The organism is Wolbachia endosymbiont (group B) of Xylocampa areola (genome assembly GCF_964028205.1).
Taxonomy (GTDB): Bacteria; Pseudomonadota; Alphaproteobacteria; order Rickettsiales; family Anaplasmataceae; genus Wolbachia.
In genome coordinates this window covers 96,783-119,804 of record NZ_OZ034771.1, presented here as the reverse complement: position 1 = coordinate 119,804, position 23,022 = coordinate 96,783, and the positions used below count along the sequence as shown (strand labels likewise).

At 34.5% G+C, this 23,022-nt stretch carries 23 protein-coding genes; 16 read left to right on the top strand and 7 right to left on the bottom strand.

All coding sequences use genetic code 11. The features are described from left to right. The first annotated feature begins 40 nt into the window (after positions 1-40). From ABWU35_RS00535 to ABWU35_RS00485, 11 genes are all read left to right on the top strand, one after another. Positions 41-1,222 carry an ankyrin repeat domain-containing protein gene (locus ABWU35_RS00535; RefSeq protein WP_007302149.1) on the top strand — a complete coding sequence of 394 codons (1,182 nt, stop codon included), beginning with the start codon at positions 41-43 and terminating at the stop codon, positions 1,220-1,222. Positions 1,223-1,344: 122 nt separating this feature from the next. After that, the gene (locus ABWU35_RS00530) at positions 1,345-2,571 is read left to right on the top strand and encodes a cytochrome b (RefSeq protein ID WP_007302150.1); all 1,227 of its coding nucleotides are present in this window, start codon (positions 1,345-1,347) and stop codon (positions 2,569-2,571) included. Next, a complete protein-coding gene (locus ABWU35_RS00525) occupies positions 2,571-3,332 on the top strand; it encodes a cytochrome c1 (protein WP_007302151.1) in 762 nt (253 codons plus the stop codon). Before ABWU35_RS00530 ends, ABWU35_RS00525 begins: the two co-directional genes overlap by 1 nt. An 85-nt stretch (positions 3,333-3,417) precedes the next feature. Further along, positions 3,418-5,352 (top strand): excinuclease ABC subunit UvrB, encoded by a 1,935-nt coding sequence (uvrB, locus tag ABWU35_RS00520; protein WP_007302152.1) that lies wholly within the window; start codon positions 3,418-3,420, stop codon positions 5,350-5,352. A 306-nt stretch (positions 5,353-5,658) separates the two neighbouring features. Continuing rightward, entirely contained in the window at positions 5,659-6,855 is a 1,197-nt protein-coding gene (locus ABWU35_RS00515; protein WP_007302153.1) for an MFS transporter, read from the top strand. Between the two features lie 38 nt (positions 6,856-6,893). Beyond that, positions 6,894-7,193 (top strand): integration host factor subunit alpha, encoded by a 300-nt coding sequence (locus ABWU35_RS00510; protein WP_007302154.1) that lies wholly within the window; start codon positions 6,894-6,896, stop codon positions 7,191-7,193. Further along, positions 7,190-7,516 carry a MerR family transcriptional regulator gene (locus ABWU35_RS00505; protein ID WP_012481900.1) on the top strand — a complete coding sequence of 109 codons (327 nt, stop codon included), beginning with the start codon at positions 7,190-7,192 and terminating at the stop codon, positions 7,514-7,516. The genes ABWU35_RS00510 and ABWU35_RS00505 overlap by 4 nt, the downstream gene beginning before the upstream one ends. Positions 7,517-7,568: 52 nt before the next feature. Further along, positions 7,569-8,159: a murein hydrolase activator EnvC family protein gene (locus ABWU35_RS00500; RefSeq protein WP_007302156.1), complete on the top strand. Its 591-nt coding sequence runs from the start codon at positions 7,569-7,571 to the stop codon at positions 8,157-8,159. A gap of 4 nt (positions 8,160-8,163) precedes the next feature. Then, on the top strand, positions 8,164-10,623 hold the full coding sequence (gene leuS, locus ABWU35_RS00495; protein ID WP_264685551.1) for a leucine--tRNA ligase: 2,460 nt from the start codon (positions 8,164-8,166) through the stop codon (positions 10,621-10,623). Positions 10,624-10,731: 108 nt separating this feature from the next. Continuing rightward, positions 10,732-11,322: an outer membrane beta-barrel protein gene (locus ABWU35_RS00490; RefSeq protein ID WP_019236743.1), complete on the top strand. Its 591-nt coding sequence runs from the start codon at positions 10,732-10,734 to the stop codon at positions 11,320-11,322. A gap of 103 nt (positions 11,323-11,425) precedes the next feature. Then, positions 11,426-12,163 carry a hypothetical protein gene (locus ABWU35_RS00485; protein ID WP_012481902.1) on the top strand — a complete coding sequence of 246 codons (738 nt, stop codon included), beginning with the start codon at positions 11,426-11,428 and terminating at the stop codon, positions 12,161-12,163. 99 nt (positions 12,164-12,262) lie between these two features. Here the strand turns inward: ABWU35_RS00485 and folD are convergent, their stop codons facing one another. The 6 genes from folD to ndk form a co-directional block, all read right to left on the bottom strand. Further along, positions 12,263-13,150 carry a bifunctional methylenetetrahydrofolate dehydrogenase/methenyltetrahydrofolate cyclohydrolase FolD gene (gene folD / locus ABWU35_RS00480; RefSeq protein ID WP_353275979.1) on the bottom strand — a complete coding sequence of 296 codons (888 nt, stop codon included), beginning with the start codon at positions 13,148-13,150 and terminating at the stop codon, positions 12,263-12,265. Then, on the bottom strand, positions 13,134-13,709 hold the full coding sequence (locus ABWU35_RS00475) for a UbiX family flavin prenyltransferase (RefSeq protein ID WP_007302161.1): 576 nt from the start codon (positions 13,707-13,709) through the stop codon (positions 13,134-13,136). Before ABWU35_RS00475 ends, folD begins: the two co-directional genes overlap by 17 nt. Further along, positions 13,702-13,959 (bottom strand): DUF2312 domain-containing protein, encoded by a 258-nt coding sequence (locus tag ABWU35_RS00470; RefSeq protein ID WP_007302162.1) that lies wholly within the window; start codon positions 13,957-13,959, stop codon positions 13,702-13,704. The genes ABWU35_RS00475 and ABWU35_RS00470 overlap by 8 nt, the downstream gene beginning before the upstream one ends. 9 nt (positions 13,960-13,968) lie before the next feature. Next, on the bottom strand, positions 13,969-15,246 hold the full coding sequence (locus ABWU35_RS00465; protein WP_007302163.1) for an HlyC/CorC family transporter: 1,278 nt from the start codon (positions 15,244-15,246) through the stop codon (positions 13,969-13,971). A gap of 68 nt (positions 15,247-15,314) precedes the next feature. Beyond that, positions 15,315-16,493 carry an aspartate aminotransferase family protein gene (locus tag ABWU35_RS00460; RefSeq protein ID WP_007302164.1) on the bottom strand — a complete coding sequence of 393 codons (1,179 nt, stop codon included), beginning with the start codon at positions 16,491-16,493 and terminating at the stop codon, positions 15,315-15,317. A gap of 122 nt (positions 16,494-16,615) precedes the next feature. Further along, positions 16,616-17,035, bottom strand: a complete 420-nt coding sequence (ndk, locus tag ABWU35_RS00455) for a nucleoside-diphosphate kinase (RefSeq protein ID WP_007302165.1) — start codon at positions 17,033-17,035, stop codon at positions 16,616-16,618. 105 nt (positions 17,036-17,140) lie between these two features. Between ndk and ABWU35_RS00450 the strand changes: the two genes are divergently transcribed. The 3 genes from ABWU35_RS00450 to ABWU35_RS00440 all read left to right on the top strand — a co-directional run bounded on the left by ABWU35_RS00450 (position 17,141) and on the right by ABWU35_RS00440 (position 19,777). Continuing rightward, positions 17,141-17,902 carry a hypothetical protein gene (locus ABWU35_RS00450; RefSeq protein WP_012481903.1) on the top strand — a complete coding sequence of 254 codons (762 nt, stop codon included), beginning with the start codon at positions 17,141-17,143 and terminating at the stop codon, positions 17,900-17,902. Next, entirely contained in the window at positions 17,899-18,852 is a 954-nt protein-coding gene (gene hemH, locus ABWU35_RS00445; RefSeq protein WP_007302167.1) for a ferrochelatase, read from the top strand. Before ABWU35_RS00450 ends, hemH begins: the two co-directional genes overlap by 4 nt. A gap of 61 nt (positions 18,853-18,913) precedes the next feature. Then, the gene (locus ABWU35_RS00440; protein WP_007302168.1) at positions 18,914-19,777 is read left to right on the top strand and encodes a hypothetical protein; all 864 of its coding nucleotides are present in this window, start codon (positions 18,914-18,916) and stop codon (positions 19,775-19,777) included. Here ABWU35_RS00440 and gshA read toward each other — a convergent pair. After that, positions 19,765-20,922 carry a glutamate--cysteine ligase gene (gene gshA, locus ABWU35_RS00435; RefSeq protein ID WP_007302169.1) on the bottom strand — a complete coding sequence of 386 codons (1,158 nt, stop codon included), beginning with the start codon at positions 20,920-20,922 and terminating at the stop codon, positions 19,765-19,767. The two genes, ABWU35_RS00440 and gshA, sit on opposite strands and share 13 nt — an antisense overlap. An 82-nt stretch (positions 20,923-21,004) precedes the next feature. Here gshA and hslV point away from each other — a divergent pair, with 82 nt between their 5' ends. Further along, positions 21,005-21,559: an ATP-dependent protease subunit HslV gene (gene hslV / locus ABWU35_RS00430; protein ID WP_012481904.1), complete on the top strand. Its 555-nt coding sequence runs from the start codon at positions 21,005-21,007 to the stop codon at positions 21,557-21,559. Between the two features lies 1 nt (position 21,560). After that, positions 21,561-23,012: an ATP-dependent protease ATPase subunit HslU gene (gene hslU, locus ABWU35_RS00425; protein WP_007302171.1), complete on the top strand. Its 1,452-nt coding sequence runs from the start codon at positions 21,561-21,563 to the stop codon at positions 23,010-23,012. Positions 23,013-23,022: the final 10 nt, after the last annotated feature.

The following is a 23,022-nucleotide window of genomic DNA, read 5'->3' as shown; positions in this document are numbered from 1 at the left end:
ATGTGGTATAAGGGCAAAAATTTTATCCTTTAGGAGGGTTATGGTTACAAAAACAGAAGTTGAAAAATGGAGAGATGGGTTACGTTCTGCAGTAAAGGAACGTGATTTTCAAAAAGCTGAGGAGTATATTAGAGAAGGAAAGACACATACTACTAATGTTATTAACTCTAAAGATAGAAATGGTAACTCACCTTTATCGATTGCTGTTAGTAAACAAGATTTAGAAATGATGAGGTTTTTAATTGAGAATGGTGCAGATGTTAATATTGAGGACTTTTTTCGTGTGCCTCCTATATACTATGCTGTTACAAAGGGCACCAAAAAAATGATAGAGCTTCTAATCGATAAAGGAGCAAGCATTAGTGGTTATTTTTCATATGCTGATAAAAAACGCACTCTTGTAGGTTGGGCTATAGACAAGAATAGTCCGGAAAAAGTGGAGGTCTTACTTAAACATGGTGCTAGCCCAAACGGCAAATTTGATCTTCTTGCTTATTCACAAAATTCATGCCTACATGCTGCTATTGAAAAAAACTACTCAAGAATAGTTGAGCTTCTTATTGAATATCGTGCTGATGTCAATGTTCAAAACGAACAGGGACAAACACCTATATATTTGGCTATTAGTTTAAAACGTCCAAAAATAATGAAGCTGTTATACGATAGTGGTGCTGATATTGATAATGTTAAGGATATAAGGAACGAAACACCATCAGATTATGTTAAGTTATTTTATCCCGGTAAAACGATAAAAGAGATTGTTGCAGAAGCAGAGAGTGCCAATGTAAACCCAGGTGATACTACTCTTGCACCAAGTAGTGCAGTAAGACCTTCTTCTTTTATTAATAGTGTATTTAGTTGGATGGGAACTTCAACAACTGCTGCACTCAGTAGCTTATTTCAGAGTGCCCCTGCTTTACCTCCTGCACAGCAATCTATTGCACATTCAACTGGAAGCTCAATTGGTTCTTCACAAGTTGATTGTAATGGAGCAATTCTGCTAACTGCTATAGCAATCAGTAAATTCACAGGGGAAAGATATTCAATGCCACTGGATAATTCGCTTTTGACATTGGAGCAAATTAAAGAAAGAAAGGTTAGTGCTATAGAAAGAAATGTCAAGATGGCACTTAGTAATTGTGAAAAACTTTATCAATGTCCTCGAAGTTCATTAAGCAATTCAACAATATCTAAAGGTGTATATCATCAAAAGTCCCTTTAAAACAAGCACTCAAATTTGAGTGCTTGTTTTTGTGAAATCTACTCTTTAAACTTAAACTTTTTATTGTTTATTAGCGTTAAATTGTTACAATACAATGAGTTAAGATGACAAAGCTTTAAGTTATGGAAGATGATAGCAAAAAAGAAATAATAGAAGAAAAAGGTATATTAGGTTGGATAGAATATAGACTGCCTATATTTTCTTTTCTAAAACATATTGCTTCTTATCAAGTACCAAAAAATTTAAATTATGCTTGGAATTTTGGTTCTTTGGCTGGTATAGCGCTGATTTTACAAATAATAACAGGTATATTTCTTGCTATGCACTATACTCCGCATGTTGATTACGCGTTTAATAGCGTGGAGCGTATAATGCGTGACGTAAGTTACGGATGGCTAATACGCTATACTCATGCTGTTGGGGCGTCACTCTTCTTTATGGTGGTCTATGTTCATATCATGCGTGGATTATATTACGGATCTTATAAGAGACCGCGAGAAATGGTATGGTTTATTGGCATATTTATATTTTTTGCAATGATGGCAACTGCCTTTATGGGATATGTTCTTCCATGGGGACAAATGAGTTTTTGGGGTGCAACAGTTATAACTACTTTATTCTCGGCTATACCTTTAATTGGTGATAAAATAGTTATATGGCTATGGGGAAGTTTCTCTGTTGATAATCCAACGCTCAATCGTTTTTTTGCGCTGCATTATCTTATGCCTTTCATTATTATCGCTTTAGCTATGTTGCATGTTGTTGCTCTGCATAGGTTTGGCTCTAATAATCCAAGTGGAATAGAAGTCAGGTCAGATAAGGATACCATTCCTTTTTACCCTTACTATATAGCAAAGGACTGCATAACTTTTGGTTTATTTTTTATAATTTTATTTGCATTTGTTTTTTATGCCCCTAATTATCTTGGGCATCCTGATAATTATATAGAGGCTGATCCTATGGTAACTCCAGTACATATAGTGCCAGAGTGGTATTTCTTACCTTTTTATGCGATGCTGCGTTCAATTCCAAATAAACTTATTGGTGTACTTACCATGTTTGGATCTATTTTAGTGTGGTTTCTTTTGCCTTGGCTTGATAAATCAAAGGTTAAAAGTGGTGCTTATCGCCCATTATTTAAGAAATTTTTTTGGGTTTTTGCAATAAATTTTGCATTTCTTGCCTGGCTTGGGGGACAAGAAATTAAGGAGCCTTACATTACTTTAAGTAGGCTCTCAACTCTTTATTATTTTTCATATTTTGTGATAGTTTTACCTTTACTTAGTAAGTATGAGAAACCAAAAAAATTACCGAAAACAATAAGCGATTCCGTTCCGGAGATGAAGTGATGCTGTTGATTAAAGTTGCTGTATTTTGTATATTACTTCTCACTAATTCTTTGTCTGCAGAGGAGTTTAAACCTTTACCAAATAAGAAAATCGACTGGAGTTTTGATGGAATTACTGGATCTTTCGATAGAGAGTCAATTCAGCGTGGCTATAAAGTATACAAGGAAGTCTGTGCTGCTTGCCATTCAATGAATAGAATAGCGTTTCGTAATTTGCAAGATGTTGGTTTTTCTGAAGAGGATGTAAAACAAATTGCAGCCTCTTACCAAGTTAAAGATGGTCCGAATGATTTGGGTGAAATGTTTGATAGGCCGGGAGTGTCTTCGGATTATTTTATTGCACCTTTTGACACAAAAGAAGCAGCTGCAGCAAGCAACAATGGAGCAATTCCACCGGACTTATCATTAATTGTCAAAGCAAGACATGATGGTGCAAATTATGTCTATTCACTACTAATTGGTTATCAAAACGGTGAACATGATGAGAACGGTTTATATTTTAATCCATATTTTTCAACAGGCAGGTTAGCTATGGCCCCACCACTCTCTGAAGGAATGGTAGAATATGATGGTACAAGGCAAGCCACAGTTGAAAATATGGCATATGATGTGGTAAATTTCTTACAATGGGCAGCAGAGCCAGAACTGGAGCGCCGACATAAACTTGGGCTAAAAATAGTGACATATTTTATAATTTTGACGGTGTTTTTTGTATTAACCAACAACAGGATTTGGAGCAGGCTCTATAAAAAGAAAAAATAGAGTTTTTTATGTTCATTCTTTCATACCTTATTTACACTAGCAAATGTATTGTATAGTAATAAATACATTATGAAAATATAAAGGTATGGAATTTCAAATAGTTACACATTTTCAGCCAGCTGGAGATCAACCACAGGCAATAGACAACTTAGTTGCAGGGTTAAATAGTAATAAAAGAGATCAGGTTTTGCTTGGAGTTACTGGTTCTGGAAAAACCTTCACTATGGCAAATGTTATTGCAAGAACAAACAGGCCTGCATTAATTATGGCACATAATAAAACTTTAGCGGCGCAGCTTTACGAGGAGATGAGAGGATTTTTCCCTCACAATGCTGTTGGATACTTCATTTCTTATTATGATTATTATCAGCCTGAGGCTTATTCGCCACAAACAGACACTTATATTGAAAAAGACTCTTTAATAAATGAAAGAATTGATATGCTACGCTATTCTGCTATATGCTCTCTTTTGGAGCGTAGGGACACGATTGTAGTTGCGAGTGTTTCTTGTATATATGGTCTTGGTTCGCCTGAGAGCTATCTCAGCATGACCTTGACTTTAAGTGCTGGAGATAAGATTCATGTTAATGACTTTCTGAATAATTTAGTTAATCTCCAATATAAACGTTCTGATGTCAGATTTGAGCGAGGATATTTCAGAGTGCGCGGCGATATTATTGATATATTTCCTGCCTATTATGAAAATAAAGCTTGGCGTTTATCATTGTTTGGTGATGAAATAGAGGAAATTTCTGAGATTGATGCCATGAACAGCAATATTATCAGATGCATAGATACAGTCACCATTTTTCCAAATAGCTATTACACTACATCACGTGAGACTCTTTTGCAAGCAGTTCAATTGATTAAAAAAGAACTACATGAACGCCTGGATTATTACTATTCACAGAACAAAATTGTTGAAGCAAAACGCCTTGAGCAGCGTACTAATTTTGATATTGAAATGATGATGGCAACGGGAGTGTGTAAAGGTATTGAAAATTATTCGCGTTATCTTTACGGAATGAAAGCCGGAGATCCACCGCCTACATTGTTTGAGTATTTACCTAAAGATGTAATTTTATTTGTTGATGAAAGCCATGTAACCGTTCCCCAGATAGGTGCAATGTATAGCGGTAATGAAGCACGTAAAAAGAAATTGATAGATTATGGTTTTAGGCTACCTTCTGCTTTTGATAACCGTCCATTAAAATTGGAAGAGTGGGAGGCAATACGGCCACAGACTATTTACGTTTCGGCTACTCCAGGAAAATATGAATTAGAAAAGACTAATCACGCATTTATAGAGCAAGTTATCCGCCCAACAGGACTGACAGATCCCATCTGCACCATAAAACCAACAGAGAGTCAGGTTGATGATGTGATTCACGAGGCGCAAGTAACAATAAAAAAAGGATTTTGTATTCTAATTACCACATTGACAAAAAAAATGGCTGAAAAGCTAGCTGAGCATATGAGTGAGCTCAGTATGAAAGTAACTTACCTACATTCAGATATTGGTGCACTGGAAAGAATTGAAATTATATGCAAATTAAGATCTAAAGAAATAGATGTTCTTGTTGGCGTTAACTTGTTGCGGGAAGGTCTTGATATTCCCGAGTGTGGATTGGTTGCAATTTTAGATGCTGACAAAGAAGGGTTTTTACGATCAGAGACTTCGCTCATTCAAACGATAGGTCGTGCTGCACGAAATGTTGAAGGCAGAGTAATTTTATATGCAGACAAAATTACTAATTCTATGGATCGTGCACTGAAAGAAACTGAAAGGAGAAGAAAGAAACAGACAGAGCATAATACACTGCATAATATTGTACCAAAAACTATAATAAAGCCTATATCAAATACTTTACAGGAAAAAGTGGTGATTGAGAATTTTAGCAAGGATGATCTAAATAGTTTGAAAAAGCAAATGTTGAAGCATGCTGAAAATTTAGAGTTTGAAGAGGCAGCAAAAATAAAAAGTATTATTGAAAGGTTTAATAATAGATCCACTGCATAATTAGAAAAAAGATGAATAATTAATAGCTAAACTGACTTTGATTTATCAACAATTTGAAAAAACATCATCTAAGTGGCAGAAAAATGAGCCAGTTCATGATAATTTCAAATTTTCACCTTTTATCTTATAGGTAATGATTGTTGAACTTATTTCTTTCTTGAGATTATGTACAGACTCTAACAAATTAAATCTCACAACAAATTTGTTGTTTCATAGCTTTTATATCATACTATAATTGCAACTGTTTTAACAATAATCAGAGCCTAAAAGAGGTTTATTATCAATGGACTATTTATAAAAAATCTTATGGAAAATAAAGCTTGGTTCATTTGGCTGATCAGCAACTTAATTGTTATATTCAGCAATATGCAGATAATCTACACCTTTATAAGTGTGAATCTTGAAAAAGAACTTGGGCTCACGATTGCGCAAGTTGCACTAGCTAATTCAGCATATACTTGGACTTTTGCTATCTCACAATTTTTTAGTGGGGCAATGTTTAATGTTTTTTCCAGCAAAAAAATTTATTTTTTCTCGTTGTCAATCATGCTCTTTGGTTTTTTTGTCCTTATCAAGAGTGACAATTTTGCCCATTTAATTTTATCTCAATTTTTGATCGCAATTGGAGCATCGTTTGGTTTTGTTGGCGCTGCTCATGTAAGTAGCACATATTTTCCCCTTACTCAATTTGGACTGATGTTCTCACTAGTGCAGACAATTTCAAGTCTTTCTGCTTTGATGATTCAAATGTGCTTCTCTAGCTTGCTTGCCGAAGGTGCAGATTGGAAAAATCTTATTGTATGCGTAATATTATTTGGCGTATCGATATTCGTACTTATGTTTTTTTATCCGAAAGGACTTTCAAAAAAAAATTTGGGGGAATACACAATAAAGAGCTCTATAAAAACAGTAATATGTTCTGTACTAACAGTGCTAAAATTAAGAGATATCTGGATAACCTCAATAGTGGGTGCTATTACTTTTGGAACATTTTTAGCGCTTAATATGCTGTGGGCACCAAGGTTACTAAGCAACTTAGAACTCAATACAATGGAGTTAGGTGTGGCAACTGCAATATTGTGGCTTGGTCTTGCAGTTGGTGCTCCAATTGCAGATCTAATCTCAAATCTATTTAAAAATAGAAGGCACGTAATCTCTGCTTTTGCCACATTGCAAAGTATTTCAGCTATTATTTTACTATGCGGTAATTTAACAGTTCATATTATATACTTTTGTATGTTAATGTTTGGTTTTTTTGCAGGAGGACATATGCTTAATTTTACTGTTGGTAGTGAGATTGTTGAGCAGAAGTATATTAGCACATCATCATCCATTATCAATGGATTTATGTTTGTTATGAGTGGAATTTTAGTGTCAATTTTAGCACTTTTTTCAGATCATCAAATGGCGCTTTTCACAATATTTGCAATGTTAACATTTGCTAGTATTTTTAATTATGCTACAAAAGAAACATACTATAAAAATAAAGTAGCTGAATCTTGAGTCGATTGTTATATTATATTAACATACTGTAATAAATTATGACAACAAAAGACACAACAGTAACTAAGGCAACAATAGCTGAATGTATAAACCAGGAAATTGGATTATCGAAAGAAGACTCTATTGCAATAATAGATGACATATTGGATGAGATAAAAACGAGCTTAGCAAAGGATGGAATAGTAAAAATATCTTCATTTGGAACATTTTTGGTTAAAAACAAGAAAGAAAGACCAGGAAATATACCAAAGACATCGGAAAGGGTAGTAATTAAAGCGAGAAAATCAATTTCTTTTAGACCTTCAAAAATGATGAAGAAATTAATAAACAACCGATGAATAAGGAAAAATTATTTTACACAATTGGAGAAGTAGCTGAAGAACTACATTTGGAGCAGCATGTTTTAAGATTCTGGGAAAGTCAATTCCATCAAATTAAACCCATAAAACGGAAGGGAAGAAGACTATATGATCATAAGTGTATAGAGGCAATAAAGAAAATAAAATATATGCTATATGACAAAGGATATACAATAAAAGGAGTACAAAAGGAATTTGGTAACGATGTAAGAATTGATCATTATTCAAGAAATTTGTTGAAAGAACTTACCGATTTAAGAGACTATTTGACTGATAAAATAAATGAAGAAAGTAATAAATAGACGAAAAACACTATAAAGTTTTGTGAAAGTTGATATATCTAGAGATAAGTGTATGTGTCGTATAGCCTTGTTCTTTATATTATCAGCAATACTGATAAGCTGTGGCCTGCAAAAACCTGCACCTGTACTACTTAAAGGCGAAGAATTTTATGGGAAAAGAGACCTAGAGTACACAAGGGAGTATCATTTGATTAAAGAAAATGTTGATTCTTCGCTGCGAAAAGAAAGTAGAAAAGCCTTTGTAGATAAGGTATATAACAATAATGCACAAAGCATGTGTAAATTTGTAATACCGGTTAAAGGTGCAGTTACCTCTTCTGATAAAATATGTCAAGATGGCATAAAAATTACTGCTCAAAGTGGAACAAAGGTTATTGCTTCTGCACCTGGCAAAGTAATATACGTAGGCAAAGGCCTGAGGTGGTACGGAAATTTAATTATAGTGGAACATAAAGATAATTACATGACTATGTACTCCTATTTAAAAAACATACAAGTTGAAATTGGTGATAAAGTAAAACAAGGTCAAGTAATTGGATCTGCAGGTAAATCAAGCACACAAGATAAAGATCCGCAGATGTGTTTCACAATAAGACATAATGGTCAAGCAGTCGATCCTTTAGTACATATAAACTGTGATTGAATTTATGAAATATGATTTTAAAAACGTTGAAAAATTCTACCAAAATAAGTGGGATTTTTCTGTAAGCAAAGATAGTAAAAAGAAGAAATGTTACGTGTTGGAAATGTTTCCATATCCATCTGGTAAGATTCATATGGGGCACCTGCGTAACTATGCAATAGGAGATGTTATAGCACGTTACAAGAGAGCTCGTGGATTTGAGGTTTTGCACCCAATTGGCTGGGATGCGTTTGGATTACCAGCTGAAAATGCAGCAAGGGACAATAACATTAACCCTGCAGCATGGACACAAGATAATATAGATAATATGCGCACGCAGCTAAAATCTATAGGTCTTTCATACAATTGGGATCGTGAGCTCTCCACATGTGAGCCTGATTATTACAAACACGAACAGAAATTTTTTCTGGATTTTTTAAAGCATGGTCTTGCCTATCGAAAAGAGTCGTGGGTTAATTGGGATCCAGTGGACCAAACAGTGCTTGCAAATGAGCAAGTGGTTGATGGAAAAGGATGGCGATCAGGTGCAGTTGTTGAAAAACGTAAGTTATTCCAATGGTTTTTAAAGATTACTGATTTTGCTGAAGATTTGCTTCATTGTTTGCAAAGTTTAAAAAATTGGCCAGAAAAAGTCAAAACTATGCAAGAGCGCTGGATAGGAAAATCTGAAGGGGCAACTATAGATTTTGAAATATTTGGCTTGAATAAGAAGTTAAAGATTTTTACAACTTCTCCTCATACTTTATTTGGAGCTTCTTTTCTTGCAGTAGGAGCAGAGCACCCTATTGTACAAGACCTTAAGGACAAAGAAATAAGAGACTTTATTGGTAATATGAAGGCAAAGGGGGAGAATGATGAAAAAATAGGAATTTACACTGGATTAAACGTAAAACACCCATTTCTTGATAAAGAATTACCACTTTATATAGCGAATTTTGTGTTGATGGAGTATGGAGAAGGTGCGATTTTTGGTTGCCCTGCACATGATCAGCGTGATTTTGAATTTGCACAGAAGTATGGTTTACCGATTATTCCTGTAGTTTGTGAAGAGAGCACAGAGATCTTAAAAGAACCGTACTTCGGTGATGGAGTGATGTTCAATTCTGAATTCTTAAACGGACTAATGATTAATGAGGCAAAAAAAGTAATCATAAAAAAACTTGAAGAAAAAGGAATAGGTAAGAAAACAATAAACTATCGTCTACACGATTGGGGAATTTCAAGGCAACGTTATTGGGGATGTCCTATACCTATTATACATTGTAAAGATTGTGGAATTGTTCCAGTTCCAGAAAAAGACCTCCCTGTTGTTCTACCAACGGATGTAGAATTTACAAGTGGTGGTAATCCCCTGGATAAGCACCCAACCTGGAAATTTGTTGATTGTCCAAAGTGCGGAAAGCAAGCAGAACGTGAAACTGATACATTTGACACTTTTTTTGAATCTTCTTGGTATTTTGCTGCATTTTGCAGTGAAAATAAATCGATTAATAAAGATACTTGTAATCGTTTTATGCCTGTTGATTATTACATAGGTGGAATAGAACATGCAATTCTACATTTGCTTTACTCAAGGTTTTTCTGCCGTGCTTTAACTAAATGTGGCTATTTTGACGTTAAAGAGCCTTTCTCTACTTTAATCACTCAAGGAATGGTCTGCCATATAACTTATAAAGATGAGAATGGCAAATGGCTCTTTCCCGAAGAAGCAAAAGAGTTGATTGCGAAGGGTGCTAAGATCCAAGTTGGAAAAGTCGAAAAGATGAGTAAGTCAAAGAAGAATACAGTTGACCCAAACTTTATCATAGAAAAATACGGTGCTGATACTGCTCGTTTGTTTGTATTATCCGATACCCCCCCAGAAAAAGATATGGAATGGTCTGATGATGGCGTGGAAGGTTGTTTTCGCTACATAAATAAATTGTGGCGTATGGTAGTGCAACTTAGGCCCGTAAACATACACTATGATAATGAAAACATTGTAGGTAAACTCCTAGAGTACAGAAAAAAAATCCATAAACTATTGCAAGTGCTTACAGATGACTTGGAAAACTGCAGATTAAACTGTGTGGTAGCAAAGTTTCGTGAAATGACAAATTTAATAGCTGAAATAGACGTAAAAACTGGAAAATCTCTTATTGATGAAGGTATATGCATACTAATCAGAGTAATTGAGCCATTAATGCCACACCTGGCTGAAAATTTATGGCAAGAAATAGGAGGCGAAGGCATGCTATATATGCAACCTTGGCCAAAAGCTGATGAATCACTACTAATTGATAATATGGTAACTGTGGCAGTACAGATTAATGGAAAGTTGCGTGCGACTATCAAAGTAGAAACTGATTTACCTCAAGAAGAATTGAAGAAAATAGCAACAGATTCTGTATCTAACAAAATCGATCAAAGCAAAATTCGCACTATATATGCTGTACCAAATAAGGTAGTAAACATAGTTATATAAAAATTTTGAGTAGCATGTCCCTAATTTCGTAGGTATACTTTTTTTGATATGAGGTTATATCTTTTTTAATATAAAGGATATATACTTGTGCATTATATATTTTTTTGTATGGGTAGTTATATGAAAATAAAAGGATTGTGTGTTTTAGCTGTTTTGCTCACTTCATCTCTAGCAGGTGCAGCTAGTAATAAAGCAGCTAGTAATAGTGCAAAAGAGCAGTACTACGCAGGTTTAAACTTTGGTGGTGGATGGGGCACTGGATTAAAAATAAAACCTGGCTTAGTTTTTGGTTATAATTATGATAAAAGCTCTAAGTTTGAACTTGAGATTCTCACTGACGTAAGTGATATGTTTGGAGGTAAGGATGCAGAAGGAAAGGACAAAAACAAGAAAATGGGAGCTAGTTTATTAGCACATTACCGTTATTATCCTGACGTTGACATTGATCCTGTGAAACTATATGTCAGTGGAGGTTTAGGAGGACATCTACAAGTATATCCTTTTGACATTGTTGGCACTGAAACACTAGATAAAATACTGGGTGCTATTTCGTACAAACTGAAGGTTGGTGTTGATTATGAAGTTGCTCCACAGATAGTTGGTACAGCTGCTTTAACCGTAGGCGGGCAACTGAGTGGTTTAAAAGCAAAACAAATACCAGATGCGATGCTGGAAGTAGGAGTACGTTATAGTTTTTAATGCTGGATGGCATTGTGTACATGTTTAGGTGTAACCATAAGCAATGCTCAAAACTTGCTGCTAGCATGTTTGAACACTTATTCCAGTCTGTTTTAAGGAAGTAATGTGTATGAATTATATGAGAACGATGAAAGTGTTCGCTGTGTTGATTGCTTTAGCAAGTACAGCTAGTAATGGTACAAGTGAGTTAGAAGATCAGTACAAAGATCGGTATGAAGACCAGTACAAAGATCAGTATGAAGATCAACACAAAGATCATTGTGAAGATCAATACGAAGATCGATATGAAGACCAGTACGAAGATCATTACTATGTAGGTTATGTAGGTTTAAACTTTGGGACTCGATGGGGTGAAAGCTTTAAATTGAACCCTAACGTTGTCTTTGGTTATCATCATAACAAAAATTCTAAGTTTGAACTTGAGGTTCTTGCTAACATAAGTGATATAACTGATAAACAAAAAAGGAAAGTAGGAGCTAGTTTGTTGGCAAATTACCTTTACTATCCTGATCTTGAAATTGATCCTATTAAATTATATGCTAGTATAGGACTGGGTGGATATATTCGAATATTGCCATCTTTTGGTCTTGGTGAGGATACAAATGCAGTTAACACTCCAAATTCGGCTGCAACTGTAGCTGCAGCCGCAGGTCAAAATGAAACACTAGATAAAATACTGGGTGCTATTTCCTATAAAGTAAAGTTAGGTGTTGATTGTGAAATTATTCCGCAGATAGTTGGCACAGTTGCTATTGCTGCAAGCGGTCAATTAAGTGGCTTTAAACCACCGATGAAAAAACCAGATGCAATCATAGAAGTAGGTATACGTTATAATTTTTAAGCTATGAACACTTTGAATCCCTATACACAGTTGTATGCTTGGTGCTATATATGTGCTATTTGCAAAGGTATTCTGTTTATGCTAACATTAAGCTAAACCTTAAGCAATAAAATCAGAAGGATCAACTCCCTTCTGTAAGCAAGCAGCAACTAAAATGTTGATCATAAGAAATGCTATTGTCATCGGGCCAACTCCACCAGGCACTGGAGTAATAGCTTTGACTTTTTCTTTTACTCCCTCAAAGTCAACATCACCCACAAGCTTACTTTGATTTCCTATGTTAATGCTATTTATGCCAACATCAATCACTATTGCACCTTTTTTTATCCAATCTGGTTGAACAAAATTTGGCTTTCCAACTGCTGCAACTACTATATCCGCCTTAGAGCAATAATCAGCTAAATCCCTACTTTGTGAATGTAAGATGGTAACAGTGCAATTTTCTTGCAACAATAGGTGAAACATTGGCTTACCCACAATATTTGATCTGCCAATGATTACCGCATTTTTACCGGACAGATTATTTTCAACTGACTTAATTAAATGCAAAGAACCTTTGGGAGTACAAGGTATCAGACAATTTTTTTCACCTTTAACTAACCTGCCAACATTCTCATCATGAAAGCCATCTACATCTTTTTCAACACTTACTGTATTAATTATTCTGCTTGCACTGATGTGCTTTGGTAAAGGTAACTGAACTAAAATTCCATGCACAGATGAATCTTCATTTAATGTATTAACTTTTTCAATCAATTCATCTTCTGAGATACTATCAGGCAAAACAATAGTTTCAGAACTTATGCCTATTAATTCTGCTTTTCTTTGTTTATTACGAACGTAGACCTGACTTGCTGGATTGCTACCCACGAGAATTACTTTAAGACAAGGAAAAACATTATACTCTTTCTTTAAAATATCAATTTTTTTTGATAGCTCCTCACAGAGATCATTTGCTGTTTTTTTACCGTTAATAATAATTGACATTTCCTTGCCACTCCTCGAAGTCAGGTAATGCGATATCAAATAAATTCAATACTTTACCAACAGAATGATTTACAATATCATCCAAAGATTTTGGTTTAATATAAAAAGCAGGCATCGGCGGAGCAATAATTGCTCCCATCTCCGTTAGTTTTAAGATATTTCGTAGATGTCCAAGATGTAGTGGAGATTCTCGCACCATAAGAACTAATTTTCTTCTTTCTTTTAGAGTTACATCTGCAGCCCTTGTTAATAGATTGGAAGTCACCCCCGATGCTATTTCAGACATTGTTTTCATAGAACATGGAGCAATAACCATACCTGAGGTTTTAAATGAGCCGCTTGCTATTTTTTCTCCTATTTTTTCTTCAGAATAGTAAAAATCTGCAAGCGACATAATATCTTCAAGTTTTTCTTTAATCTCATGAGCTATAGTTATTTTTCCAGCACTGCTGATCACTAAATGAGTTTCATGATTGGTATTTTTTAGTGCCTCTAGAATCCGTACACCGTAAATAGAACCAGATGCTCCACTTATTCCAATTACAATCCTACTATTCACCTTCGTAATTCATTCCCAATGCACGTTTGTAGGTATCAAGTAATATTTCCTGTTCCTCCCTGTCATCATCATCCATCTTTCTTAGCCTAATAATCTGTTTCATCACTTTTATATCCCAACCTTCATCTGCAGCTTTTGCATATACATCACGAATGTGATCTTGCACATCCCTCTTTTCTTGTTCAAGTTTTTCTATTCTCTCTATATAGTTCTTCAAATCTTCAGCCGTTATTTTTAATGTATCTTCCATAGAACCCAACTAATTAATTGCTACTACAGTATTATCAGTTTTTACTTGTACTTCAATCATAGTAATAATATTTTTATCTTTTTTTAAAATCTTAAAGTAAAAACCGTACATGGAAAACTCTTCATTTTCTTCAGGAATGCGCTCTATCTCGTTTACAATCATACCTGCTAGAGTTGTAGCTTCTTCATCAGGAAGATCCCAATGTAACTGTCTATTAATATCCCTAATAGTAGATTTTCCTTCTATGTGATACATATTATCGGATATCTTTTTTATAAAATTCTCTGTGATCAAATCATGTTCATCTGAAATTTCTCCAACTATTTCTTCCAGTATATCCTCAAGAGTTACGATTCCCTGTAGTGCTCCATACTCATCAATAACAAATGCAAGGTGTTTCCTGTTTTTACGGAAGTTGTGAAGTTGTACACTGAGTGGCGTACTTTCTGGTATAAACCAAGGCTTTGACATAACTTTGGCAATCTCTATTTTATTATCCTTTTCACGCAAGGCATTTATTAGATTTTTCACGTGAACCACTCCAACAATATTATCTGGTTCTTTTTGCCATAAAGGTACTCTGCTATGGCTACTGGTTAAAATCTCTCTTATTAAATCCTCTTTGTTTCGATCTATATCAAGAGAAAATAAGCTTCTCCTGTGAGTCATAATCTGTGATATTTCTGTCTCAGCCAAATCAAGTATACTACTTAGCATATCTAAATCCTGTTGTAACATAGTTCCTTCACTGCGATGAAGAGTAATCATGTTACGCATTGCATCTGCTGCAGATATTACCTCCCTATTCTTATGAAGCCCACATAACTTCAGAATGAGATTGACAATAAACTGAATGCCTAATGTCAATGGAGAAAGAATCTTGACAAAAAACAGCATAAAATAAGAAGAAAGCAATGTAAATTTTTCAGGATTTTGCATGGCGTAAGTTTTTGGTAAAACTTCACAAAATAGCAAAATACAAAACGTCATCATGAATGTTGAAAGAAAGATGCCTTCACTTTCAAAGAAATGTATAAATATTGCTGTAAATAAAGCGGAACAAGTAATGTTAATAATTGTATTGCACAGTAATATTGTTCCTATTGTTAATTCTTTTGTATTCAACAAGCGTTCTATTATCTTAGCTCTTTTATTGCCATCTAGCTTTAGTTTATTAACTCGGGAGCGGCTAATTGAGGTTAACCCTATTTCTGCTCCTGAAAACAAAAACGATAAGATCAACAAGAAGAAAATTGCTGACAATACTGAAATCAATAACCAATCCATTAAAGTATGATGTTATTGCGATATAGAAACAGAGTTGATTTTATATGTTGTAAGAAGCATTTGCAAGTCTATATATCTTTAATATAAAAAAATAAATCATGAAATATATCACATACTGCATTCACATGCATACTCTCAACAACAAGTGGAGGAGTTATTCTTATTACCTTATTATTTAAAATATTAGTCATTATTAAGCCTTTGTCAAGAGATTGTTTAACAATTTTATCAGCCAAAGGTACTCTAAGCTCTATCCCTATCAATAAACCCTCCCCACGAACTTCTGAAATGATCTTCGGAAATTCTTCAGTCAAAGGCAACAACTTTTCTTTTAGATATTTACTGACCTTCTTAACATGGTCAAAAAAGCCTTCCTTTAGCATTACATCGAGTACTGCATTACCAACAGTCATGGCAAGTGGATTACCTCCATAAGTTGACCCATGAGTTCCTGGAGTGATTGCTTCTGCTATATAATCTTTTACTAAACATGCAGCCAGAGGAAATCCATTACCCATAGCCTTCGCACAAGTGAGCATATCAGGTTCAACTCCTATATTTTGATAGTAAAATAGAGAGCCAATCCGTCCATATCCGCATTGCACTTCATCAAAGCATAAAATTATTCCTTGAGCTTTTGTTATCTCTCTTACTTTTTTAAGATACTCTACGTCCAATGGATGTACTCCGCCTTCACTTTGTATGGGCTCTAAAAATATGGCAGCTGTTTCGCTATTGATTTTCTTTTCTAATGCTTCAATGTTATTTCTTGGAACTTTATCAAAACCAGAAAGGAGTGGAGCAAAACCTTCGCGTGATTTTTCATTTCCCCCAGCTGAAATTGCAGCAATACTGCGGCCATGAAAACCTCCTTCAATTGTAATGATGTGACTGCGCTTTTCTTGTCCATTTAAGTAGAAATAGCGGCGAATAAATTTAATTGCAGCTTCTGTTGCTTCAAGTCCACTTGAGCAGAAAAAAACTTTATCGGCAAAGGTAAGTTCTGTTAAACGCTGAGCAAGCCTTTCCTGCTGAGGAATAGTAAAAATATTAGAGCAGTGCCATAATGAATCCAGTTGCTCCTTCAGTTTATCTGTAATGTATGGATGACAATGCCCTAGAGAGGTTGTAGAAATTCCTGCAGCAAAGTCTAAATATTTTTTACCATCCTTATCGAAGAGATATACTCCTTCTCCTCTAACTATAGAAGCTTCAGATCTATTATAAGCGTTAACAACATGATCCATTTTAAATATTATCTATACTGTGCATGAAAAAGCTTTCCCTTAATATTGCTTAAACTAAAAATTGGGCTAGTATTATACAGTTCAACATAAAATTCAGAAATTTAATATGTAAAAAGGTAAAACTACACCAATTCACATTCAGCAAAAAAGAAAGCTATTTCTCTATGAGCATTCTCTAGACTATCAGAACCATGCACTCTATTTTCACTAATATCATTAGCAAAATCACCCCTAATTGTACCTTTATCTGCCTGTTTTGGATCTGTAGCACCCATGATTTGTCTGTATTTACTGACTGCATTTTCACCGATTAAAACTTGAACTATCACAGACCCAGAAGTCATAAATTCCACCAACTCTCCAAAAAAAGGCCTATCCTTATGAATTTCATAAAACAGCTCTGCTTGTTTTTTTGTCAGCAGCATCTTTCTCTGTGCTATAATTTTTAGTCCAGATTTTTCAATGTAAGAATTTATACTGCCTGTAATATTATTTTTTACTGCATCAGGTTTTAATATCGAAAGTGTTCTCTCAATTGCCATATCATTCCCTTATATTAAGATCGTATATTTACTTTATTGTGAATTTTTGTTCCATCAAAGAGATTTTTTATTTATAGTCAAGAATAAAACATCAAGGGGTAGTTTATGGTTTACTGTCGTAAGAAACTAGTGAATAATCTTAAATCATCAATTTTCTGCGGAACAAAAGGTTTTTTAACCTTTAATTTGGCATTTTTAAGTTATTTAGAGTATAGCTTACACAATAATACAAAATTAAAAGAAGGTGCCGCTTTTGGGATGAAAAGGAACGTTGTTCCATTTGGTGAAATGATTGCCATACCGCTGTTTTTTTGCTTTGTATTACCAGCTATGGTAGGCAACATAAGCCTTATCGAGTGCGCACTTATATGTGCTGCACTGATGGTTGCAACATGTTTTGTTGTGAGAACCTTTTACTTGCGTGAAAAGTTATTGAAAAAAATGACTAATAATGAAAATTATACCGAGGAACAAATAGAGCAGGAATTTAAGAAAGACACTATAAAATTTCCTATCTTTGATAAAAACAGACAGCATATTGAATATAATTCTCCTAATCCAGGACAACTAATGAATGAAAGTCCTCCCTCTCTTTTTGTTAAGGTTTTACTTTTCCCCCTTACGATTTTTCTGAAGGCTCTACAAAGCTGCATAATGATATCTTTGGCTGCTGTTGAACTTCTTGAAGCAGTGCCAAGTTTTTGTGTTGATGTGGTTTTCGATAGAGGCTTTGCATCTACACAGAGTAACATGAAGAGATCTGCTCATCTATTGTATGCCAGTGTAAGAAATTTAGTGCCTGTAACTAAACTTGATGAGTGTGTAGCTGATTTTATAGGCAAACCTGAAGAAAGGTGCTGTCAGTGAAGAAGGCAGTAATCTTATTTAACCTAGGCGGACCTGATTCACTAAGTGCGGTCCGTCCTTTCTTATTTAATCTTTTTTACGATAAAAGAATAATAAATCTACCAAATCCTTTTCGCTTCCTTTTAGCAAAGTTTATCTCCAAAAGGCGAGAAAGTACTGCACAAGAAATATACGAGCACATTGGAGGTAAATCGCCAATCTTGGAGAATACGAAAGCACAAGCTGATGCTTTAGAACTAAAATTAAATGAAAATGGAAACCATGTATATAAGATATTCATCTGCATGCGTTATTGGCATCCATTTGCTGATGAAGTTGTTAAAAGCGTAAAGCAATTCGATCCTGACGAAATCATTCTGTTACCACTATATCCGCAATATTCAACCACCACAACTCTATCATCCATCGAGAATTGGCAAAAAAATGCCAAACTGGAATGTAACACAAAAACAATTCACCATTATTATGACAATGAAGACTTTATTGAAGCTCATGTTAATCTGACGTCTAAATATTATAAATTAGCTAGCAAAATCGGTAAGCCAAGAGTCCTATTCTCGGCTCATAGCTTACCTCTTAGTATCATTAAAAAAGGCGACCCTTACGCTTCACAGATAGAAAAAACAGTAAAATTAATAGTAAAAAAATTGAATATTGAAGATCTTGATTGGGGAATATGTTATCAGAGTAAGGTTGGCCCTGTAAAATGGTTGGAGCCTAGCACTGAAAGTGAGCTATCACGCGCGAAAGACGATAATATACCTGTAGTTTTATCACCTATATCTTTTGTTTCTGAGCATTCTGAAACACTGGTTGAACTTGATATAGAGTATAAAGCAATTATCAAAGACGGATATTACTTTCGCGTACCAACTCTCAGTACTGATCTCTTATTTATCAAGTGCTTGGCCGATTTATGTTTAGATCACTCTCAAAGTACTGATTTATAGCACTTTTCTTTTTAGATTTTTATAGTATAATATTAAAAAGTTATTATTTTATTATCTACTTATGCCAAAAGGTAAGCCAAATACATTTATAGAAAGTATACATGATGTTCACAATCATGATATTAGAAAGATGTATTGTATTGCAGTAGGTTTAACAGGCATATTGTGTAAAATTTCATTGCAATTCTGTTGCGAGTTTATTGATAACAACAGATCCAATATTTGTACTATATTAGATATTTCTAAGTTCATAAAACTACCAACATCAATAATATTTGCTCTTCATTTTGGTCTCAATTTAGCTGGATATAAATCTAAGAAACCTGCGAATGGTGAAGAGGAAAATAAACCTGAAAAACCAATACAGGTTGTAGGTAACTCAGCGTACTTGGCAAGCTGTATCATAGGAATATTGATGCAGGCAAAAATCATTCATTTCTTAGCTAGAAACAACAAGGATGTAATAAGTTATATTAGCTTAACATCAGCAGTTCTATTTCTATTTTCAGAATTCGTAAGCTGTTATTATAAGTGCGAAGAATATAAGGAAGTGCATAAAAAATATCAAGAAGCATGTAAAAAATACAAAAAGGGTGATGACGAACTTACGAAATGTGAAGCTGAGCTTGCTAAATGCAAGAAGAATGTTATGTTTAGCACATTCACTTTGTCATTGGGCTTGTTAAGCTTCATATTAAAAAGAATGGAAATTGCAACTATACCGATAGACTTGGGTGGTGGCATAATCTATAATTTCAACTTAACTGTTACGGTTAGTTTGATACTAAGTATAGCATATCTAGTATCAAACATCGATAAGTTTGTCAATCAACCTAATAATGGTACTGATCCTTCTACTGGACTTGATGACGCTCACCATATTCAGCATAATGGCAGCATTGTAGAAATTAATTATTCGAGATGAAAAGACTTAATTTCTACTGCCAATGCTAGCACTGCTAATTTGCTAACAATATTCCAAAGTGGCAAAGTTTTATTTTCTTGGCTGATGTCATAAAATTCACAGTCAGTGGAATTCAAGCTAGAATATACATCTTTCCTGCTATTACATCGGTATAAGTAACATGTTGGAGTATCTCCTATATAGTATATTAGCGGTTCTGCAGAACTACTTTTAAATATGTCAATAGTTGGTACACCTTCTTGTATAATAACACTATTGATTGCTATTCCTTCTTTTATCTTTTTCATTTTATGACGCTTTTTTTTATTGAGATTTAATATTTCCTTTCCACTTGTTGCTGTTATAATGCCCATTCCATATGTGCCATTGCTTGCTTTGATAAAAACGTAAGGTTGTGTTTTTATTTCATATTCCTCATATTTTTTTTGCACTAGAGATAATATTTGGTCAACTTTAGTCGCTACTGCTCCTAGTGATGAATCATCATTAAAGTCAACTCCATTACAGCTTTCTGTAAGCACAGAAAGAAGCCATGGGTCCATTTTAAATTCGCCACAAAATTCGGACACTAATTTTTGATAGATTTCAAAATATTGAAATTTCTGCCTACTGTGCCAGCCATATAATGGACTTGGCACTATCTCTTGTTTTACGTTTTCTAGCGTGTCTGGAATGTGGCTCGTCATATCACGGTTCAGTATAATAATATCAGGCACAAATCCTGAAGTTGTCTTCAGCAAAGAGTTTTCTTTCACAACAGTTTCATACTGTTCTATTAAATTGTACGTTTCATTATGAAAGAGGCCAATTCTAGTTTCAAAACCTGCGAGTTGCATTACCTTTTCTATGGCAAATACATTTTCTATATACATTTTATTTCGTGTGTAATTCTCCGGTATTATAAGGGCCTTTTTATATTGTTTTGTTTCGAAGTAGCTTTTTATCAATTTTGCTGCTATCGCTTTTGATACTTCACTTAGGTTATTAAACCCTGCAGGAAATAAATTGGCGTCTACTGGAGCAATTTTGTAGCCTGAATTCCTAAGATCTATGGAGCTATAAAATGGTAATGTAAAACCATTAAATTTTGTTTTGAACCAATTATTTATATCTTTTTCCAGATTTGGATGAATTATGTTTTGCATCTACACTTTAAATGTTATAAGAAAAGTACTATATTATAAGTTATAATCTTAATATAATATAACGAATTAAAATAACAAAAAAATGATTCATCATGACAGCAGTAAAATGTATGGTACTACTATACTGTCAATTAGAAGAGACAAAAATGTAGTAGTAATAGGTGATGGGCAAGTCTCGCTAGGCCATACCGTTATAAAATCTGGAGCAAGAAAAGTTAGGCGTCTTTCTGGTGATTCCGTAATTGCCGGTTTTGCTGGAGCAACAGCTGATGCATTTACTCTCTTCGAAAGGCTAGAATCTAAACTTGATAAGCACCCAGGACAGTTAATGAGGGCATGTGTTGAACTTGCAAAAGACTGGAGAATGGATAAATATCTAAGAAAATTAGAAGCTATGATGATCGTGGCAGACAAGTCCATTTCATTGGTCATTACAGGAACGGGTGATGTTCTTGAACCTGAAGATGGCATTGCAGCCATTGGCTCTGGAGGAAATTTTGCTTTATCTGCAGCAAAAGCTTTGATTGACGTTGAAGGAATATCAATAGAGGAGATTGCAAAAAAGGCTATGAAGATAGCTGCCGATATATGTGTTTATACAAACCATAATCTAATTATCGAAAAAATAGAGGAGTAATATGTCAAGAACTTTGTGTGATAATTTTTCTAGTCAATCTGTAGTAGGTCAATTTGATAATAATGATGACTATAATGAGAAAAATAGCCTCTATGAAAATGAAGGTACAGGAAGTAGCAGCATTCAAAGCTCACAAGCTTTATTAGATGATCTACCACCACAGAAGATAGTTAAAGAATTAGACAGATTTATAATCGGGCAGAATGATGCAAAGCGCGCTGTTGCTATTGCACTCAGAAATCGTTGGCGTCGAAATAAAGTCCCACTTCCACTACGTGAAGAGATTATACCTAAGAATATACTCATGATAGGCCATACGGGAGTTGGTAAAACTGAAATAGCTCGCCGTTTAGCAAAGCTTGCTGGTGCACCTTTTATAAAAGTTGAAGCAACGAAATTTACTGAAATAGGATATGTTGGACGTGATGTTGACTCGATAATACGTGATTTAGTTGACGCAGCAATAGTTTTAGTTAAGGAAAAAGCACGTAAAGCCTTAACTAAAAAAGCTTTAGGTTTGGCTGAAAAGATAATAGTCAACTCCATGGTTGGTGAAGATGCAACCGAGGAAAGCAAAAAAGTTTTCAGAGAAAGACTGAGAAATAAGGAATTTGAAGATGGAGAAGTTTCTATTAACGTCAGGGAGAGCAAGGGTATGCTACCCACTTTTGATATACCTGGTATGCCAGGTGGGCAAATTGGCGTGATGAACGTAACAGAAATAGTGGGTAAGATGTTTAATGGGAACAAAAAAACAAAAACTATTACAGTTAAAGTGAAAGAAGCACGTGAAATATTGATTAATGAAGAAAGCGAAAGGTTAATGGATGAAGACAAGATAATCAAAGAAGCGATTGATCTTGTTAGCAATGAAGGCATAGTGTTTTTAGATGAAATAGATAAAATTGCAGCACGTACAGAAATAAAAGGTGAAGTCAACAGAGAAGGAGTGCAGCGCGATCTGTTACCATTACTTGAGGGAACAACTGTTTCAACTAAGTATGGCCCCGTAAAAACAGACTATATATTATTTATTGCATCTGGTGCTTTTCATTTATCTAAGCCATCTGATCTTTTACCAGAATTACAGGGTAGATTGCCAATTAGAGTGGAACTTAAGGCGCTTACTCAAGAGGATCTAATAAAAATATTAAAGGAACCAGAATCTAGTTTGTTAAAACAGTATATAGCGTTAATGAAAACGGAAAATGTAACACTTGAGTTTACTGATGATGGTATAGAGACTATAGCTGAAATAGCATTTACAGTTAATAGAGAAGTGGAAAATATAGGTGCAAGAAGACTTCATACTGTCATGGAGAAGCTTTTGGATGAAATAAGTTTTATCGCTTCTGAAAAAAATAGTGAAAAATTTGTTATAGATAGCAAATATGTAAGAGATAAACTAGAGTCAATTTCAAAACAGCTTGATTTATCTAAATTTATACTTTAGAGGAAGCCTG

What these genes read in the sequence shown, in the direction of transcription:
- ABWU35_RS00535 (WP_007302149.1), top strand. Translation starts at nt 41, where the DNA reads ATGGTTACAAAAACAGAAGTTGAAAAATGGAGAGATGGGTTACGTTCT.
- ABWU35_RS00530 (WP_007302150.1), top strand. Translation starts at nt 1,345, where the DNA reads ATGGAAGATGATAGCAAAAAAGAAATAATAGAAGAAAAAGGTATATTA.
- ABWU35_RS00525 (WP_007302151.1), top strand. Translation starts at nt 2,571, where the DNA reads ATGCTGTTGATTAAAGTTGCTGTATTTTGTATATTACTTCTCACTAAT.
- uvrB (WP_007302152.1), top strand. Translation starts at nt 3,418, where the DNA reads ATGGAATTTCAAATAGTTACACATTTTCAGCCAGCTGGAGATCAACCA.
- ABWU35_RS00515 (WP_007302153.1), top strand. Translation starts at nt 5,659, where the DNA reads ATGGAAAATAAAGCTTGGTTCATTTGGCTGATCAGCAACTTAATTGTT.
- ABWU35_RS00510 (WP_007302154.1), top strand. Translation starts at nt 6,894, where the DNA reads ATGACAACAAAAGACACAACAGTAACTAAGGCAACAATAGCTGAATGT.
- ABWU35_RS00505 (WP_012481900.1), top strand. Translation starts at nt 7,190, where the DNA reads ATGAATAAGGAAAAATTATTTTACACAATTGGAGAAGTAGCTGAAGAA.
- ABWU35_RS00500 (WP_007302156.1), top strand. Translation starts at nt 7,569, where the DNA reads ATGTGTCGTATAGCCTTGTTCTTTATATTATCAGCAATACTGATAAGC.
- leuS (WP_264685551.1), top strand. Translation starts at nt 8,164, where the DNA reads ATGAAATATGATTTTAAAAACGTTGAAAAATTCTACCAAAATAAGTGG.
- ABWU35_RS00490 (WP_019236743.1), top strand. Translation starts at nt 10,732, where the DNA reads ATGGGTAGTTATATGAAAATAAAAGGATTGTGTGTTTTAGCTGTTTTG.
- ABWU35_RS00485 (WP_012481902.1), top strand. Translation starts at nt 11,426, where the DNA reads ATGTGTATGAATTATATGAGAACGATGAAAGTGTTCGCTGTGTTGATT.
- folD (WP_353275979.1), bottom strand. Translation starts at nt 13,150, where the DNA reads ATGTCAATTATTATTAACGGTAAAAAAACAGCAAATGATCTCTGTGAG.
- ABWU35_RS00470 (WP_007302162.1), bottom strand. Translation starts at nt 13,959, where the DNA reads ATGGAAGATACATTAAAAATAACGGCTGAAGATTTGAAGAACTATATA.
- ABWU35_RS00465 (WP_007302163.1), bottom strand. Translation starts at nt 15,246, where the DNA reads ATGGATTGGTTATTGATTTCAGTATTGTCAGCAATTTTCTTCTTGTTG.
- ABWU35_RS00460 (WP_007302164.1), bottom strand. Translation starts at nt 16,493, where the DNA reads ATGGATCATGTTGTTAACGCTTATAATAGATCTGAAGCTTCTATAGTT.
- ndk (WP_007302165.1), bottom strand. Translation starts at nt 17,035, where the DNA reads ATGGCAATTGAGAGAACACTTTCGATATTAAAACCTGATGCAGTAAAA.
- ABWU35_RS00450 (WP_012481903.1), top strand. Translation starts at nt 17,141, where the DNA reads ATGGTTTACTGTCGTAAGAAACTAGTGAATAATCTTAAATCATCAATT.
- ABWU35_RS00440 (WP_007302168.1), top strand. Translation starts at nt 18,914, where the DNA reads ATGCCAAAAGGTAAGCCAAATACATTTATAGAAAGTATACATGATGTT.
- gshA (WP_007302169.1), bottom strand. Translation starts at nt 20,922, where the DNA reads ATGCAAAACATAATTCATCCAAATCTGGAAAAAGATATAAATAATTGG.
- hslV (WP_012481904.1), top strand. Translation starts at nt 21,005, where the DNA reads ATGATTCATCATGACAGCAGTAAAATGTATGGTACTACTATACTGTCA.
- hslU (WP_007302171.1), top strand. Translation starts at nt 21,561, where the DNA reads ATGTCAAGAACTTTGTGTGATAATTTTTCTAGTCAATCTGTAGTAGGT.